At 57.6% G+C, this 13,370-nt stretch carries 11 protein-coding genes and 3 pseudogenes; 9 read left to right on the forward strand and 5 right to left on the reverse strand.

Annotated features, from left to right (window positions below; all coding sequences use genetic code 11):
* Positions 1 to 225, forward strand: a pseudogene (locus tag AB0T83_RS19125) (integrase catalytic domain-containing protein); the annotation flags it as partial.
* Positions 200 to 382 (forward strand): annotated as a pseudogene (locus AB0T83_RS19130) (IS256 family transposase); the annotation flags it as partial. The pseudogenes AB0T83_RS19125 and AB0T83_RS19130, both read left to right, overlap by 26 nt.
* A gap of 459 nt (positions 383 to 841) precedes the next feature.
* Here the strand turns inward: AB0T83_RS19130 and AB0T83_RS19135 are convergent.
* The 5 genes from AB0T83_RS19135 to AB0T83_RS19155 all read right to left on the reverse strand — a co-directional run bounded on the left by AB0T83_RS19135 (position 842) and on the right by AB0T83_RS19155 (position 6,345).
* Positions 842 to 1,783: a CobW family GTP-binding protein gene (locus tag AB0T83_RS19135; RefSeq protein WP_366194817.1), complete on the reverse strand. Its 942-nt coding sequence runs from the start codon at positions 1,781 to 1,783 to the stop codon at positions 842 to 844.
* On the reverse strand, positions 1,780 to 3,411 hold the full coding sequence (locus AB0T83_RS19140) for an amidohydrolase (RefSeq protein ID WP_366194818.1): 1,632 nt from the start codon (positions 3,409 to 3,411) through the stop codon (positions 1,780 to 1,782). Before AB0T83_RS19140 ends, AB0T83_RS19135 begins: the two co-directional genes overlap by 4 nt.
* Before the next feature lie 36 nt (positions 3,412 to 3,447).
* Positions 3,448 to 4,737, reverse strand: a complete 1,290-nt coding sequence (locus AB0T83_RS19145; protein WP_366194819.1) for a TRAP transporter large permease — start codon at positions 4,735 to 4,737, stop codon at positions 3,448 to 3,450.
* Complete coding sequence (locus tag AB0T83_RS19150; protein ID WP_366194820.1) at positions 4,734 to 5,273, reverse strand: TRAP transporter small permease; 540 nt, start codon at positions 5,271 to 5,273, stop codon at positions 4,734 to 4,736. Before AB0T83_RS19150 ends, AB0T83_RS19145 begins: the two co-directional genes overlap by 4 nt.
* Positions 5,274 to 5,346: 73 nt before the next feature.
* Positions 5,347 to 6,345, reverse strand: coding sequence for a TRAP transporter substrate-binding protein (locus AB0T83_RS19155; protein WP_366194821.1), 999 nt, complete (start codon positions 6,343 to 6,345; stop codon positions 5,347 to 5,349).
* Positions 6,346 to 6,446: 101 nt separating this feature from the next.
* Between AB0T83_RS19155 and AB0T83_RS19160 the strand changes: the two genes are divergently transcribed.
* From AB0T83_RS19160 to AB0T83_RS19190, 7 genes and pseudogenes are all read left to right on the forward strand, one after another.
* On the forward strand, positions 6,447 to 7,346 hold the full coding sequence (locus AB0T83_RS19160; protein WP_366194822.1) for a LysR family transcriptional regulator: 900 nt from the start codon (positions 6,447 to 6,449) through the stop codon (positions 7,344 to 7,346).
* Between the two features lie 53 nt (positions 7,347 to 7,399).
* A pseudogene (locus AB0T83_RS19165) lies at positions 7,400 to 7,480 on the forward strand (IS3 family transposase); the annotation flags it as partial.
* A 343-nt stretch (positions 7,481 to 7,823) separates the two neighbouring features.
* Complete coding sequence (gene repA, locus AB0T83_RS19170; RefSeq protein ID WP_366194823.1) at positions 7,824 to 9,008, forward strand: plasmid partitioning protein RepA; 1,185 nt, start codon at positions 7,824 to 7,826, stop codon at positions 9,006 to 9,008.
* Entirely contained in the window at positions 9,008 to 9,976 is a 969-nt protein-coding gene (repB, locus tag AB0T83_RS19175; protein WP_366194824.1) for a plasmid partitioning protein RepB, read from the forward strand. Before repA ends, repB begins: the two co-directional genes overlap by 1 nt.
* A gap of 219 nt (positions 9,977 to 10,195) precedes the next feature.
* Positions 10,196 to 11,512, forward strand: a complete 1,317-nt coding sequence (gene repC, locus AB0T83_RS19180) for a plasmid replication protein RepC (RefSeq protein ID WP_366194825.1) — start codon at positions 10,196 to 10,198, stop codon at positions 11,510 to 11,512.
* Positions 11,513 to 11,580: 68 nt separating this feature from the next.
* Positions 11,581 to 11,838 (forward strand): type II toxin-antitoxin system ParD family antitoxin, encoded by a 258-nt coding sequence (locus tag AB0T83_RS19185; protein ID WP_366194826.1) that lies wholly within the window; start codon positions 11,581 to 11,583, stop codon positions 11,836 to 11,838.
* Positions 11,835 to 12,167 carry a type II toxin-antitoxin system RelE/ParE family toxin gene (locus AB0T83_RS19190; protein WP_366194827.1) on the forward strand — a complete coding sequence of 111 codons (333 nt, stop codon included), beginning with the start codon at positions 11,835 to 11,837 and terminating at the stop codon, positions 12,165 to 12,167. Before AB0T83_RS19185 ends, AB0T83_RS19190 begins: the two co-directional genes overlap by 4 nt.
* The last annotated feature ends 1,203 nt before the right edge of the window (positions 12,168 to 13,370 follow it).

Below are 13,370 nucleotides of genomic sequence, written 5' to 3' on the forward strand. Positions count from 1 at the left end.
CTCAGGGAGGACCGTGCGGAAGCCGTCGGGCCGAACGATGTCTGGGCGATGGACTTCGTGCACGATCAGCTCGCGACCGGCCGGAAGATCAGGGTTCTGACCGTGGTCGATACCTTCTCACGCTACGTGCCGGTGCTCGATCCCAGGTTCAGCTACCGCGGCGAGGATGGGGTAACAACGCTCGACCGGATCTGCCGCCATGCATCGGACCGGAAAGACCAGGGGTTGCCTGAGCCGGAAAACCGGCCTCGCGATGGCATTCCGGCTCATGATGTCGGCGCAGTCGAAATGGCGGAAGCTCAATGGCGCGAACCGCTTACCAGAGATCATTCAGGGGATTGCCTTCGAAGACGGCATCAAGCAACTTCCAACCTCCGCCTGATCACGCCGTCACCAACTTTCGGGCATAGCTCAAGTCATTGATCGGCTGCTATACGTCGGAAAACGATCCCTCGGAAGGGTTCTGATCTTCCCTGCCCCGAACGAGGGCGTGCGTAACCAATCGGATCCGCGGCCTTTCGTTCGGACAGCAGGACCTAGCCGGCCACCAGTGCGGAACTGGTTCGTTGACTGCGACCAGCTTTGGGCCTCCGACAAGCCGCACCAAAAGTCTAACCATAGTCGCCGTCGTCGCGCTGGCGGTCTGGGCGAGGGTTTGTCCGGGTGCATCCGGCACCATGGCATGCCGCGACTACCGTGACGATTGGCCGTAGGCGAACCGATTCAAGCGTACGGCATCCACTTTTCAGGCCGAACGGGCGTTCGCCGTCGGGTCTGAATTGGTGGCACGCCTACAACGAAAAGAACGAATATTGCCATGTTGTATCTGGACCGTGCGCTCCTATCCGAGAGGACGGTCCAATTTGTATGACCGGTGTTCTTTCGCGTCCAGAGCCGGCGCCGTGCGGTAGGTCCACCACCCTTCACAGTCCTGCACAGAAATCTCTGCGGAGGGACCGATTGCCACGAGCCGCGTGCTCTTGATGTCCGAAATCGGGCGCAATTCCACGTCGCGGCCAACGACCTGAACAAGCCAGCCGCCCCCTACTGTGTCGCGGACGAATCCTTTGATTCGAAACAGCGCGGCTGGTCGCGTTTTGAGTTTTTCTTCGATTTCCTGTCTGGAGAAAGCCCGGCCGCTCTCATGGTGCCAGTGCGTGTAATGCTGATGGCCTGCGCCGTCGCTCTCCGGACTCCGGGGGCCGACATCCGAAAGCAGCAGGTTGGAGATGTTAGCGCCCGGGCTTTGTATCACGGTCGCATGATCATTGAACCTCCGCACATTCGTGGCCACGTCCACCGGTGACCGTTCGGTCTTGCTGACATAGAGTACATCCGCGCAGGCAATTTGGTCGCGAAATTGCGGCCCGATTTTCGGATCATCCGACAGCGCGTCCAAGGTCTGTCCATCCACCACCGTTACGATTCCACCGTACTGCATCTCGGGTTCGGATATCGCGACATTGGCGATCTTCTTCGGATCGGCCACCCCGCTGGCTTCGATCAGCAGACAGTCCGGGCGGAGGGAGCGATCGAGAACAGTTGCAATCGCCATATAGAGATCGCCGCCGAGCGTGCAGCAGGCACACCCATTGGTCAGTGTCAGCGTGTCCTTTTCCGCGCTCTCCAGCAACTCGGCGTCGATGTTGATTGAGCCGAAATCATTCACCAGCACCATGAGCCGCAAACCTTGCGGGTCCGCAAGCAACCGGTTGATCAGTGTCGTTTTTCCGGCGCCCAGATATCCGCCGATGACAGTAAGAGGAAGACGTGGTCCAGTCATGGCAGATGCACGACGCCACCGGATACGGTGCCAAGGATCGGCACATTGCAAAGGGCCTCGGGGGCAACCGTTTCCGGATCCTCTCCCAGCACCGCGAAGTCGGCGGCCTTGCCGGTTTCGATCGACCCGACTTCACCGTCAAGCCTGAGCGTATGAGCGGCACCTAGGGTGATCGCGTAGAGCGCCTCGGCGATCGAGATGCGCTGTTCCGGCCCAAGCGTGCGCCCGCTCGCTGTTCGGCGGTTGACCGCGCACCAGGCGGTGAAGAGTGGCCCCAACGCGGTGACAGGTGCATCCGAATGGATGGCGAGCGCGACTCCGGCATCGAGGCAGGCGCGGCAGCCGTTCATGCGTCGGGCCCGGTCCTCGCCAATGGTGAGAGCCGCATGCTGGTCACCAAAATACCAAAGATGATTGGCAAAGAGATTGACCGCGATCCCTAACTCGCGGCAGCGGGCGAACTGATCGGCTCCCATCATCTGGCCATGCTGTAGGACATGGCGGAGTTCGGGGCCGGGATGTTTTCGCAGGGCGGCGGCAAGAGCGTCGATCCCGAGTTCCGACGCTTCGTCGCCGTTCACATGGATATGCATCTGAACACCTTCGCGCTGCATGACCTCGCAGAGTTCGAAGATTTGATCCGGTGCGGCATTCCACAATCCGTTGGGCTGCCCGCCAACATACCCTGGCCATTTCACCCGCGCGGTCCAACCTTGGATCGACCCGTCGGTCATCAATTTCACCGCTCCTAGCCTCAGCTTGTCCTGGCTTCTTGTTTCCAGAGCCTTGGCGCGGGCAGCGATTTCGGATGCTTGTGCGCCGCCCGCGCCGAGAACGGGGACGATGCGGAGCGGGAAATCCGGCTCGCTGGTCAAGCGCAACAGGAGGTCCAGATCCGAGTCTTCCATGGTTGAATAGAGGTCGGTTATTGTCGTGACCCCGGCGCGGCAGGCCATCCGGCCAAAGGCCCGGATCGCTTCTTCGGTCTGAGACAAGTCGCGGAAGTCCAGCTTCAGACGGCGCAGCACCGGAAACATCGCCGCCATTTCCTGTAATTCGCCAGTTGGCAGGTTGTCGGCGTCCTTGATGACCCCTTCGACGCTGGTTTCGCGCCCGTAGCAGGCCAGATCCAGCGTCGCCGAGTTTGCACAAAGCAGATGGAGGCTCGAAAACAACACGATGATAGGACGGTCGCGGCTGATCCGGTCGAGATGATGACGGTTCATCCGCTCGCCCGCGAAAAAGATCGGATCGAACCCCCATGCGATCAGTGGCTCATGCGGGTCGAGCCGTTCCGCATATTCCGTCAGCCGGTTCACGACAGCGTCTATCGAGGTCAGGCCCGGCCAGAGTCGGCCGTCTGGATCTGTGCGGTCATGAAAACCGACGTAAGCATGGGCCCACAGGCCGCCGGCCATAAGATGAGCGTGGCCTTCGACGAAACCCGGCATGAGCACCGTGTCGGCCAGTCTTCGGTCGTGGCGGACGGGCTTGCCCCAGGATTCGGCGCAATCCGGTCCGCCCACGGCGAGAATGCGTCCCGACTGAACCGCTACATGGGTTGCATGGGGCCGGTTCGGATCCATCGTGATGATCCGCCTGGCGTCGTATATCGTGATGTCTTCCATCGTTTTTTGCTCGTCATGTGCAGGGCATGACGCGGCCTATTTGGCCACGCCATACAACCAGTTGGGAAGAAAGGTTGTCAGGTCCGGGAAGATGATCAGCACCAGCATCCCAACGACATAGGCAAGGATGAAAGGCAGAACTGCCACAGAAATCCGCTCGATCGAGATCCCCGAGATACGCGCTGCGACCGTCAGGTTTGCGCCCAGCGGCGGGGTCAGGAAACCGATTTCGCAGGTGATCACCGTGAAAATGCCGAACATGACCGGATCTACGCCCAACGAACTGACTAGCGGCAGAAACACCGCAGTGAACAGAACGATTTGCGCCAGTGATTCCATGAATGTGCCGATGAAGATGTAGAAGATCCCGATCAGCAGAAGCACAAGCATCGGATTCTGGGTGAGCGAAGTGATCCCTTCCTGCACAGCCGTCGGCACATCGTAGAATGCGGTGAGCTGTCCAAAGGCCAGCGTCGGCGTGATCAGGATAAGGATGCCGGTCAGAAGTGCCGTGAACCGAAGGGCTGAGACGACCTTTTTGATCGTTAGTTCGCGATAGATGAACAATCCTACGAACAGCGAATAAAACACCGCGACGCCTGCCGCTTCGGTTGGCGTGAAGACGCCTCCGTAGATGCCGCCGAGGATCAGCACTGGCGCGCCGATGGACCACTTGCCTTCCCATGCCGCACGCAGGAACGGGGCCCAGGTGAACCGGTCGCCGTCACCGCCATATCCACGGCGCCGCGCGATGATGTATGTGACGACCATGAGCAGCAACGTGACCACGATGCCCGGCACGACCCCGGCAAGGAACAGACGCGGGATCGATGTGTCAGAGACTAGCCCATAGATAATCAGGAGGTTGGAAGGCGGGATCAGGCTGCCGAGGGCGCCGGCACTGGCCACGATCGACGCGGCGAAGGGCACGTCGTAGCCTTCTTTCTTCATCGCCGGGACCGTAACCGATCCGATGGCCGCTGTGGTTGCCGGACCAGAGCCGGACAGCGCAGCAAATAGCATGCAGGCAAAGACCGACACCAACCCCATCGAGCCGCGATAGGCGCCGACAAGAGTTGTGGCGATACCGATCATGCGGTTCGCCATGCCACCTACTTCCATCAGGCGGCCTGCCAGAACGAACAGCGGGATAGTGAGGAGTGGAAATGGTGTCAGGCTGGAATAACCGGTCTGCGCCATGAGCGTGTAGGGGATGTCGATGAGAAAGAGCGCCAGCAGCGTCGTCAGGCCCACCGAGGCAAAAAGCGGAACGCCAATGATGGTCAGAATGACAAAAGCAATGGCTAGGATGAGAAGCGGGCTCATATGTGGGCCTCCTCGTCTTCGAGGCTTCGGTCCCCGTCCTCGTCGAGCATGCCGGGCAAGCCTTTGGCTCCGCCGCCCAACCAGAGAACATAGATCTGGATCAATCGGTAAAGCATAGCCGCATATCCGATGAAGAGGATGGATTGCGGGTAAAACTGGTCGATCCCGAGGCTCGGGCTTTTTGTGGTGAAGGTCCAAAGAACCGCCAGGTAGTCCCAGCTGATCTTCAGCATGAACAGGCTGAACAGAGCCCAGCACAAATCTGCCAGAATGATCATCGCCCGGGCCATTGCTGCGGGCAGTGCCGAGACTACAACCATGATGCGGATGTGGAACCGTTCGCGGATACAGAGCGAAGCGCCCATATAAACCGCCCAGACCATGCTGATAGCGGCGACTTCCTCAGTCCAGTGCAGAGCGACATCAAAGACGTATCTTGCGGCCACCTGGGCGAAGACGCTGACTGCGATGACCGCCAGACAGATACAGCAGATCATTTCTTCAATATGGCGTTCCAGCCATTTGAGAACACTCATAGCGTCCTCCCTTATTTGGGGTTGAGTGGCGGCCTCGCGCCGGAGCAGGCGTGACCGCCGCAGTTGCTAGGAATTATTCCGCGGCTGCGTTGATCTTCTCGAGCAGATCCTGGAAGTCCGATCCGCGGCTTTCCGCGAATTCGGCACGCACCTTCTCGGTCGCGGCAATGAATTCTGCCTTGTCCGGAAAGGTGATCGCCATGCCGCCCTCTTCAACGAGCCACTTGCGCACTTCGTCCGTCTCGGACTGGACCAGCTTGCGGAATTCAGCGCCCGCATCGGTAGCTGCGCGGAGCACCTCTTCACGCTGCTCATCGTTCAGCTTTTTGATGAAGCGATCCGATGCGAAGAGCGGAATCATGGCCACGAAGTGTTCAAGAACCACCAGGTGCGGTTCAAACTCGAAGAACTTGAGGTCCTTGATAAAGGACGCGCCGTTATCACCGCCATCCACGGTGCCGGTCTGAAGCGCGGTCGGGGTCTCGGACCAGGCCAGCGGCACCGGGTTTGCCCCCAGCGCTTCGAAGGTGGCCAGCATGACCTCGTTCTTGGGCACGCGCACCTTCAGCCCGTCCATATCGGCCAACGAGTTGACCGGACGTACCGAGTTGTAGAAGTCGCGATAAAGCGCGGGTCCGAAGGACAGTAGGTGAACGCTTGTCTTGGTCTGCAGATCCTGCTTCATGAAGTCACCCACGGGCCCGTCGACCACTTTCTCTAGGTGATCGGTGTCGCGGAAAATGTACGGAAGCACCGTGACATCCATCAACGGCCAATGCGGCGAGACATTGTTCGAGGTGATGACGAATCCGTCGACGGTGCCAAGCTGCATCGCCTTGAATGCCTCGTCTTCGCTGGAGATTTGGTTGCAACAGCGCAGCCTGACTTCGACTTCACCATCGGTGTAGTCCTCGACCCGATCCTTGAAGATCGCAGCGAATCGACCGTAGGTCGAGTCCGCTGGCGCACCGAATCCGAAGTTCATCGTGATGTCTGCCGCCCAGCTTGCGGATGCCGAAATACTCAGCGCCATCAGCGATGCAGCAAAGGTTCGTGAACGAAAAAAATGCATGGAATCCTCCCATTTCGCATGTTTCGATCGCGTGATTATGACAGCAGCGACGTTTACGTGTACAATATCGATTGCTTCACATTTGATGCCGAGCAGTTATCATGAATTTTCGTTTCCGCCATCTGCGCTACTTCATCGCCGTCGCTGAGGAACAGCATTTCCGGCGCGCCGCCGAGCGGCTCGGTATCGCACAGCCCGCCATCAGCCGTGCAATCCGCGACCTTGAAACCGACCTCGGCGTCGTTCTTTTCGAACGCAGCAACAAAAAGGTTGAGATCACTCCCGCTGGCCAGAGATTTCTAAAGGATTGCAAAAATATTTGGCGTTCCCTTGAAAATGCCGTGACCGATGTCCGGCTTGTCAGCGAAGGTCGGGCAGGTGCGCTTCGTGTCGGTTATACGGACATGGCGATATCCGGAAGACTGCCCGGCCTTCTGAAAGAATTTCAGGATCGCGAACCCGGAATCGTGTTGAGACCACATATGGATCCGACGATTTATCAGCTCGAAAGGCTGCGGAACGACGAGTTGGACATCGCCTTTGTCACGGGCCCGATAAAAGAAAGTGGCCTCGAGCAGCTCCCGATTCAATCCGAAAAATTCGTGTGTATCGTCTATTCATCCCATCCATTGGCCAAGCGCGAGTCCGTTCGCTTGGAAGAGCTTGCGAACGAGGACTTCGTGCTTGGCCCCGCAAAGGAATGGGAGCATTTTCAGGCTTATCTGTTCCCCATGTGCCGGCAGGCTGGTTTCATTCCGAAAGTAACCCAGGAAGCATATGATACCAGCGGCATTATTGGATTGATTGCATGTGGCATGGGCCTCACGGTACATACCGAGGGAGTGCGAAGATTCCTGCGCACCGATGTGACCATGGTGCCGCTTTCAGACCCTCACGAGCCACTGATGACGGTTGCGGTCTGGAAGCGGAACCATCGTTCTGGACCCGTGGATAGATTTCTGGACTTCATAGGTGAACGGAAATTGCCGGACTCCACATGACCGGGAGGCGGCAAGAATACCGGCATTGGCAGATCCCCGGCAAGCAACACGGTCACGGCCGTCCAAGGATGACCGAAGAGTTGAAGGAGCTTGGTTTGAGCGTCGGGCATCGTCGTGTCGGTCGGTTGATGCGTGCGAGCGATACCTGAACTGCGACCCCTATTGGCGATGACGGTAGGGGCGTCGGCCCATTTCCTGCCCCTGTCGAAAACATCGTTCGGTTGAGTGTTGGGGTAGGTAGGCAGAAGTCGACTCATGATGGGAAAACTTCATTGTTCTTACTGCATGGGAGAGGGAGTGAACCATGAATCTGGCGTTTACAGCTGTAAATGGTGCACTCTCTAGATGGCGTATTTAGTTGGCTTGCATCCATCCGCCCACTACATCGTCGATAATGCTTGACTTAGGGGGGTGATTCGAACTCATTTACCCCAAGTGGCGCGAAAAAGTCCACATGTTCGCAATTGAGGCAACCACATGATTCCCGTGACACCATTGTCTACAGGGCGGCCTTCCATCCTTGCTACCGAGATTTCGGAACGTTTGAATGCCGCCATCCGGGAACACTTGCTCGCTGCATTTGCTCCAGACAATACCAAGTCTCTGCGCACCTTCTCGGCGCCCGAAGTCGCCGAGTTGCTTGGGGTGTCAGGGCAGTTCATGCGCAAAGTGCATGCGGAAGGAACGGTGCCTGAGCCTCGAGACATTCGAGGAGGTCGTCGCTACTACTCGGCACAAGAGATCTGGGAGTCTCGCGGCATTCTTGAAAAAGCCTCGCGGAGAAAAGGGCGCTATCTGCCTCGGCGGTCTGGTGACGAAAAATTGCAGATCTGGCAGTTGATGAATTTCAAGGGCGGCAGCAGCAAGAGCACGACCACAATTCATCTTGCGCATTATTTCGCTTTGCGTGGCTACAGGGTTCTTCTGGTCGATCTCGATCCCCAGGGGTCTTTGACCTCGATGTGTGGCATCAGCCCAGAGATTGAGTTTGATGGGCTGACTGTCTACGATGCAATCCGTTATGACGCCCCCTCCCCTATGCGAGATGTCGTGCGATCAACCTATTTTCCGGGCCTGTCGATTGCGCCGTCGCGGTTGATCCTCTCCGAGTTCGAAACGGAATCTGCAGTTCACTCCAATCCGGATCAATCCTTTTTCACCCGCATCCGAAACGCTTTGGAGCAAGTGGAAGACGATTTTGACCTCGTCCTCATGGACAGCCCACCCCAACTTGGCTTCTTGACGATTGCGGGCATGGCGGCCGCCACATCGCTGATCGTGCCTCTTACCCCTTCGATGCTGGACGTTTCATCCACCGCGCAATTCCTGGAGTTGGCTGGAGCCTATATGGAGGTCATCGAGGATGCTGGCGCGACCCTTCAATACGATCACTTCAAGTTTCTTATCACCCGCGATGAGCCCACGGATATCCCGTCGCAACAGCTGGCATCGTTCATGAGAGCCCTGTTTCAGGATCGAGTCATGTCTGCAACCGCACTGAAAAGCACGGCGATCAGCGACGCCACAATGCTCAAACAGTCAATCTACGAGGTCGTGCGATCGGAAATGACGCGCGCAACCTATGATCGTGCCAAGCGATCCATGGATGCCGTGGGCGACGAAGTCGAACGCATGATCCATCAAGCTTGGGGACGCTCCTGATGGCCCGAAAATCACTCAAGGACATGGCCGGCATTGCCAACACGATTGCGCGGTCGAGCCCCTCTTCGGGCGAAAAGGCGGCAAAGACCAACGCGCCAGTTCTTGGGGCGCTTCAAGGATCTCTTGCAGCAATTCGCGAGATTGACGCGGAACTGATCGACGACTGGGGCCCAATTGACAGGATGAACGAGTTTACAACTGTAAACTCCGACGATGACGACGAAAGCTTCGAGGCGCTCAAGAGCAGTATTCGTGATGGCGGACAGCAGGTTCCAATCCTCGTCCGAAGAGCCAAGTCGGGAGATCGCTTTGAGGCGATCTATGGCCGGCGGCGCCTGAAGGCTTGTCGCGAGCTTGGCATCAAGGTGCGGGCAAACGTCCAGGATGTCGACGACGCCACAGCATTGCTTGCCAAGGGACTGGAAAATGCGGCGAGAAGAAACCTGTCGTTCTACGAGAAAGCGCGCTTTGCCGAGGCAATCCAGGACGCCGGCCATGATATGGCGACGACAAGGCAGGTCCTGAATCTATCTGCTTCGAGCCTGTCTCACTTGATGAAGGTGGTCCAGAACGTGCCGCGCGGTGTCGGTGATCTGATTGGCGCGGCTCCAAGGTCGGGTCGGCCCAAATGGACAGAACTTGCCGAGCTTTTCCAAGCCGGGAAACTGTCAGAGGACAGCGCCAAGAACCTGCTTGGTGAAAGTGAGGCGGATGTGTCTTCGGACGACCGCCTTGACCGGCTTTTGAAAGAGGCCACCAAGCGAGGGCCACGCCCAGCGACCGGGCCGTCGGAAGTCTCGCCAGTCAATGGGGTGACCATCAAGTCCGGCCCGGGATCTGTATCGTTGTCAGCCAAGCGCACCGGCGACAACGCCGCATTTGCGGACTGGCTGGACAAGAACCTGTCCGAGATCATCAAGAAATCCTACGCCGAGTTTACAGCTGTAAACCGGTCGGATGAAACCTGAGGCAGAGCAGAAAGGAGGACGCAAACAAGAAAAACCCCCGAAACCGGAGCTTCGAGGGCTACAGCGCAAAGCGCAGTTCTTAGATTAGACACCTAGAGCGTAGCAATCACCGAATCTCTGCACAAGAAAAAACGCTTCTGAGCGAACGGGTATTTCTTGTCTGTATGCGAAACAATGGAAAATTCTGGCACAGCTCCGTTTGGAGCACCTGAGGCAGCCATGTCTCAGACCCGTACCCATGTATCCAATATCAGTCGTCCTTCCGGTTGGCGGAAGGCATCGATTGATATGGTAAACGCGGAACGCCACGCTGAGGCGGGCGAAAAGTCCGCTGTCTCGAAGACTCGTGCATTTACGGCAGTAAAGCGGGTAGGGGCTCACATTGGTCTCAAATCCAGCGATATCCTGCTGCTGGATACGCTAGGAGCATTTACGAAGCCTCAGGATTGGGAGGATGGGCGACGTCCGATTGTTTGGCCATCCAATGCCTACCTGGTGGAGCAAACAGGTTTCTCACTGTCCGCGCTTAAGCGCCACGCCCGTCGTCTGGCCGAGTTTGGGGTGATTGCTTTCAAGGATAGTACCAATGGCAAGCGCTGGGGGCGCCGTGATTCTGACGGCGTGATTGTCGAGGCCTATGGCTTCGATTTGTCACCGCTGTCCGCGCGCGCCCATGAATTCGAGGCCCTATGGAAGGACGTACAGGCGGAACGTAGCCTTTGTCTGCGTCTGAAACGCCAAGTGACCGTGACCCGTCGGATGGTCCGCGCAAGCATTGAGGGCGCGCTCAGTGAGGGGCTGAACGGCCCTTGGGCCCACTTCAAAGATTTGCTTGAAGAGCTTCTGCAGCGGTTGCCGCGTCGCAAGACGTCATCTGAGTTGTTGTTGAAACTGTTGGCCGAGTTGACGGCTCTCAAGGATCGAGTTGATGCCGCATACTTGGATGGCAGGGACCCTGATGATGAAACGGAAACAACTCTGGATGCGAGCACACTCAGATCCACGAGTGTCCATGAAATGGACCCCAAGAAGACCAATTCTGAACCCCACATACCAACTACAAAACAACTCAATCTAGTAATTAGTAGTTGCTTAGAAGAAAACGAGGGTGAAGTGTCGGCGCCTTGTCAGGAAGCCTTACCGCAGTGGGACAGGGGGAAGACAGGATTGCAACCGCCAAGCACGGACCTGCGCAACCCCTCCCTGAAAGTGTCCACAGCTTTGCTTGCATGCCCGAACTTTGCATCTTGGGCACATTCCTTGGGGGGACACCTTAGAAACTGGCATGACCTCTACCGACTTGCCGGACAGTTTAGACCAATGATCGGCGTCACAAATGATACATGGCGTCAAGCGCAAGAACAGCTTGGCGCACAATCGGCCACGATCGCGTTTGTCCTGGTTTTCGAGAAACACTGTGCTGGTGAGATCGGTTCACCTGGCGGTTACCTGCGTGGAATGGTGAGGAAGGCTGGGGCAGGGGACCTGCACCTTGAGCGTAGTATCTATGGTAGAATGAGCGCTCAGGCTGCATAGCAACGAAGCACAGATACGGGCTTGTTTGCTCACTGGAGTGGCATATATTGCCAACAAAGGAATGTGCTATGGTAACGCGAAACGTTGTACTGACAGAGACCCAGGACAGGTTGATACAACAACTTGTTGCTTCTGGCCGGTACCAGAACGCCAGCGAAGCTATGCGCGCCGGGCTGCGATTGCTGGAAACCGAAGAAGCGGAACTTGTGCGAATTCGCGAAGGGCTTCTGGAGGGACTTCACCAGGCCAAAACCGGTGATCTGGCAGACGGAACCGGCGAAGACGCCATCCACCGTGCATTCGCGAAAGCCCGCAGCACTCTATGAGGCGATCATTTCGCCTGACGCGGCGCGCGGAAAACAGCCTCGTAGAGATCGCTCGTTGGACGATGGCGACATTTGGTGCCCGTCAGGCAGAACGCTACGAAGCAGAATTGCTTGAGCGTTGCAAAGCCATCGTCGACGGACGAGTCCATAGCCGCAGTTGCGCCAGTCTTGTCGATGATGCAGGGGACTTGAGGTTCCTCCGCGCCGGAGAGCATTTTGTTGTTTTTCTGGAACGACCTGAGCAGGTCATCATCGTCGATTTTTTACATTCGCGCAGTGATCTTCCTCGCCACATGTCTGCCCTTGCGGCGCTTGGAAAACGGGAATGAAGACCGATACTCATGATGCTCCACCCTACTCAAGAGTTGGAGCCTCCGGCAAAACTGGCGCGGGTCAACCCGGGGAGGTTCATTCCTTCAGTCAACGATTACCAGTGAAAACAACACAATCTATGCCACGGCCCTGATACAATGCCAAAGCATCCGAAGGGCGCTCTCGCCAGCGGTTAGGAATAACCAAGAAGTATGTTGATTAGTAAAATTCGATAAGCGCGGCTTATCGGGGGTGACAGGGCAGGGGCGAAGGGTGCGGGGGTAATGCGCGTTTGCCCGGCTTTCCAACCATAGCGCCGCCCAATGATCCCAATCGGCTAGTAAAAAAATTCCCATGGCGTTGCAGTCTGCAACCATGCGCGCCTGGGGCGGGGGCACATGTCTCTCCGAAACTTCCGAAGGGCGCCCCCGGTTGCAAACCCCGGCCCGTGCAGGCCGACCTGTCGGGGAGGCGCGCGCACCCGGGCTGGAGACCGGCCCGTCTGGATCCTTTCGAGTGCCGGCCGGAGGACGCAATCGATTGGCGCTGAAGGCCTATGCATGGGTCCGGGCAGGTCCGGCGCAGGAGGCGGAGCAGGCCGGGTCCTGGATGCGCGCAGGACCCATTCAATCCGAGAACCCGACGGCTTGATCTTCCCGGGCAGCAACGCTCCGAGGGGCCGGAAATGGGGAAAAGGCAGGATTCCGGTGTCTCTGACCGTCCTCTGAGACCGTGAAAACCCGCGTTCAGATCTGCAACATGGGTGCATCTGCTCCTCCCCGAAGGCCCGGAACAGGTCGTAATGTCAATGATTCAAGGGAATTCGGCCCCGGCGCCCCATTGCCCGAAAGTTCACCCCCAAGTGTCATGACTTTTGCCGTTTCGTCTTTCCGCCGGTGGTCCATCCGAACCCCCAGGTCGATTCACCGCACGGAAATGGTACCTGGCGCGCGAAAAGCGTCTTTGCATCCGGGTGAAGCGTGTCAGCGGCGGGAATACACGGGCAGTTGCGGCGACGTATTGGCCGCCATCCATGTGATCGTTTCCTAGGATCTAAGGCGCTCAGGACTGAACGACTACCGGCTTGAACAGGTAGGCTCAGCGATGTGTTGTTCCGCGTACTGAAGTACGATGTCTTCGGAGTTGCTCCCATCACTCGGACCGGGCCGGGGAGATTGCTGGTCTGGTCTGCCAGTGCGTTCTCAAGAATCTTCAGGCTC

The sequence above is a fragment of the Meridianimarinicoccus marinus genome (assembly GCF_040689105.1).
Classification (GTDB): Bacteria; Pseudomonadota; Alphaproteobacteria; order Rhodobacterales; family Rhodobacteraceae; genus Meridianimarinicoccus; species Meridianimarinicoccus marinus.

Excerpts from the sequence above, each read along its gene's own strand:
- AB0T83_RS19135 (WP_366194817.1), bottom strand. The coding sequence starts at position 1,783 with ATGACTGGACCACGTCTTCCTCTTACTGTCATCGGCGGATATCTGGGC.
- AB0T83_RS19140 (WP_366194818.1), bottom strand. The coding sequence starts at position 3,411 with ATGGAAGACATCACGATATACGACGCCAGGCGGATCATCACGATGGAT.
- AB0T83_RS19145 (WP_366194819.1), bottom strand. The coding sequence starts at position 4,737 with ATGAGCCCGCTTCTCATCCTAGCCATTGCTTTTGTCATTCTGACCATC.
- AB0T83_RS19150 (WP_366194820.1), bottom strand. The coding sequence starts at position 5,273 with ATGAGTGTTCTCAAATGGCTGGAACGCCATATTGAAGAAATGATCTGC.
- AB0T83_RS19155 (WP_366194821.1), bottom strand. The coding sequence starts at position 6,345 with ATGCATTTTTTTCGTTCACGAACCTTTGCTGCATCGCTGATGGCGCTG.
- AB0T83_RS19160 (WP_366194822.1), top strand. The coding sequence starts at position 6,447 with ATGAATTTTCGTTTCCGCCATCTGCGCTACTTCATCGCCGTCGCTGAG.
- repA (WP_366194823.1), top strand. The coding sequence starts at position 7,824 with ATGATTCCCGTGACACCATTGTCTACAGGGCGGCCTTCCATCCTTGCT.
- repB (WP_366194824.1), top strand. The coding sequence starts at position 9,008 with ATGGCCCGAAAATCACTCAAGGACATGGCCGGCATTGCCAACACGATT.
- repC (WP_366194825.1), top strand. The coding sequence starts at position 10,196 with ATGTCTCAGACCCGTACCCATGTATCCAATATCAGTCGTCCTTCCGGT.
- AB0T83_RS19185 (WP_366194826.1), top strand. The coding sequence starts at position 11,581 with ATGGTAACGCGAAACGTTGTACTGACAGAGACCCAGGACAGGTTGATA.
- AB0T83_RS19190 (WP_366194827.1), top strand. The coding sequence starts at position 11,835 with ATGAGGCGATCATTTCGCCTGACGCGGCGCGCGGAAAACAGCCTCGTA.